Genomic DNA, 2,088 nt, shown 5'->3' on the forward strand with positions numbered 1-2,088 from the left:
GGGGATGGGCCCCACACGGTGACGCCCATTTCTTGCAGCATGGCGCGCTGGCGCGCATCGAGGTGGAGGCTCATACGGAAAGAAAACAGGCCATCGGTGGTTCAGCAGGTACGGGGTGCGGTGCGGGGTCAGAGCGCCAGGCTCATGACCACGGCATCTTCGCGCTGTCCGTGTGCTGCGGGGTAGTAACGCTTGCGGTCGCCCACGCGGCGGAATCCGTGGGTCTGGTAGATCTGCTGGGCGCGCAGGTTGCTCGCCCGCACCTCCAGCCACAGCCATTGTGCACCGCGCCCGCGTGACCACAAGGCCAGGGCGTCCAGCAGCACGCGGGCCCAGCCCTGGCGCTGGTATTCGGGGGTGACGGTGATGTTGAGCAGGTGCACCTCATCCACCCCCATCATGGCCACAAAGTAGCCCAGCAGATGGTCGTCCGCCATCAGGAGCTGCGTCTCGTAGCCAGACGCCATGGCGTCGGTGAAGTTGCCACGCGTCCAGGGGTGCGAATAGGCGCGCTGCTCCACGGCCAGCACGGCATCGAGCCGGGCCAGGGTCAGGGCCTCAAAACGCGCCTCGGGGCGGTTTTGGCTGGCATCGGACGGCGATGTGGAGGAGGTAGGCAGTGCGCTCATGCTGGATTCGTTCACCCATTTTTTTTCAGGGCTTCACAGCCGCCTGGGCGGCGCGCAGTGCGGCGCGTTCGGCGGTGGTTTGCGCCACTTTATCGCGGATATAGCGCGGCAGGGCGTCACCAGCGGCCACGGCATGGCCCGCTGCAATCAGCGCGGGCGCCAGGCGCAGCAGGGCCGTGGCGGTGGGCAAAGCGGTGACGTGCGTGGCGGTCGGTGCCAGCCGGTCGCCATAGGCTGCGCGGGCATTGCCGGCTACCGTCCAGCCATCTGGCGGCTGCACCGACTCGGGCGCCCCCAGGCCAAAGTCTTCGTCTGCGTGCCAGCGGGCTTCGGCGGGCAACCATTCGCAGCGCGCGTGGTAGACCTCGTCCATGCGGGCATCCAGCACCGCCATCACGTGGGTGCAACCGTGTTGCTGGCGTGCTTCCTCTGCCACGGCCAGCAGGGTGTCCACGGGCAATACCGGCACGCCCTGACCGCCCTTGGCGCCAAAGGCCAGCCCCTGGGCCACGGCGCAGGCGGTGCGCAGTCCGGTGAAAGAGCCAGGGCCGCGCCCGAACACCACCGCATCCAGCATGTCGAAAGTCAGGCCCGCCTGCGCCATCAGCGCACGCACGGCGGGGATCAGCGCCGCCGAGGCCTGTGCGCCCCCCGGCCCCTGGTGCTGCCAGACCCCATCGCCATGCTGCACGGCGATGGAGAGGGTGTCGGTGCTGGTGTCAAAGGCGAGCAGATTCATGGGCAGGGTTGGAAGATCTTGGGTGGCGCGGTCGGTGAGCAGGCGCTCAGGAGGTGGCTGTGGCTGGGGTGGACGGGGCCTGGCTTTTGCGCAGCACGCCCAGGAGGATACCGGCGGTGACCAGCAGCAGGCCGGCCACCAGATTCCAGTGCATCGGCTCGTCCAGGAAAATCACCGCCCCCATGGCGGACAGACCGGGCACCAGGGCCGTGATCATGGTCGAGCGCACGGGGCCGTAGTGCTGGATCATGCGCGTGAAACCAATGCCGGAGACCACCACGGAGCCACCACCCTGGAACAGCATCTGGAACGCGATCTCGCTCCATGGCGCCTGGGCCAGGTGGCTGGTGACCGCGCCCAGCCAGACCAGCAGCGCATAGCTGGGCAGGTACACCACGCAGGCAAACGCGGTGATGGCGATGGTGGCCTGCACCGCATCGACCGCGTGGCGCCGCGCCAGCACGCTGTAGGTGGCCCAGGACGACGCGGCCAGCATGAACAGCAGGTCGCCCTTCCAGACGTCCCCGCCCGAAAACGCCGCCAGCAGACTGCGCCCACCCACCAGCAGGTCGCCCGCCACGATCAGCGCCAGGCCTGCAGCGCGCAGCGGCGTGATGTGGTCGCGCAGCAACCAGGCGGCCAGCAGGGCCGTCCACAGCGGCAAGCTGCCCGGCATGAGCACCGCCGCATGGGTGGCCGGTGCATGGAAGAACCCTGAAT

Annotated in this window: 3 protein-coding genes; all 3 read right to left on the reverse strand. The window is 68.6% G+C overall.

Going from position 1 to position 2,088, the window contains the following annotated elements; genetic code table 11:
- Positions 1-128 precede the first annotated feature (128 nt).
- Complete coding sequence (gene rimI, locus DBR23_RS14495) at positions 129-629, reverse strand: ribosomal protein S18-alanine N-acetyltransferase (RefSeq protein ID WP_056068154.1); 501 nt, start codon at positions 627-629, stop codon at positions 129-131.
- Between the two features lie 25 nt (positions 630-654).
- Positions 655-1,368 (reverse strand): tRNA (adenosine(37)-N6)-threonylcarbamoyltransferase complex dimerization subunit type 1 TsaB, encoded by a 714-nt coding sequence (tsaB, locus tag DBR23_RS14500; RefSeq protein WP_108498721.1) that lies wholly within the window; start codon positions 1,366-1,368, stop codon positions 655-657.
- A gap of 46 nt (positions 1,369-1,414) precedes the next feature.
- Positions 1,415-2,088: DMT family transporter (locus tag DBR23_RS14505; RefSeq protein WP_233250465.1), on the reverse strand; the 674-nt coding region annotated here is incomplete at its 5' end.

It is taken from the genome of Acidovorax sp. HMWF018, assembly GCF_003061035.1.
In the GTDB taxonomy this organism is placed as follows: domain Bacteria; phylum Pseudomonadota; class Gammaproteobacteria; order Burkholderiales; family Burkholderiaceae_C; genus Acidovorax; species Acidovorax delafieldii.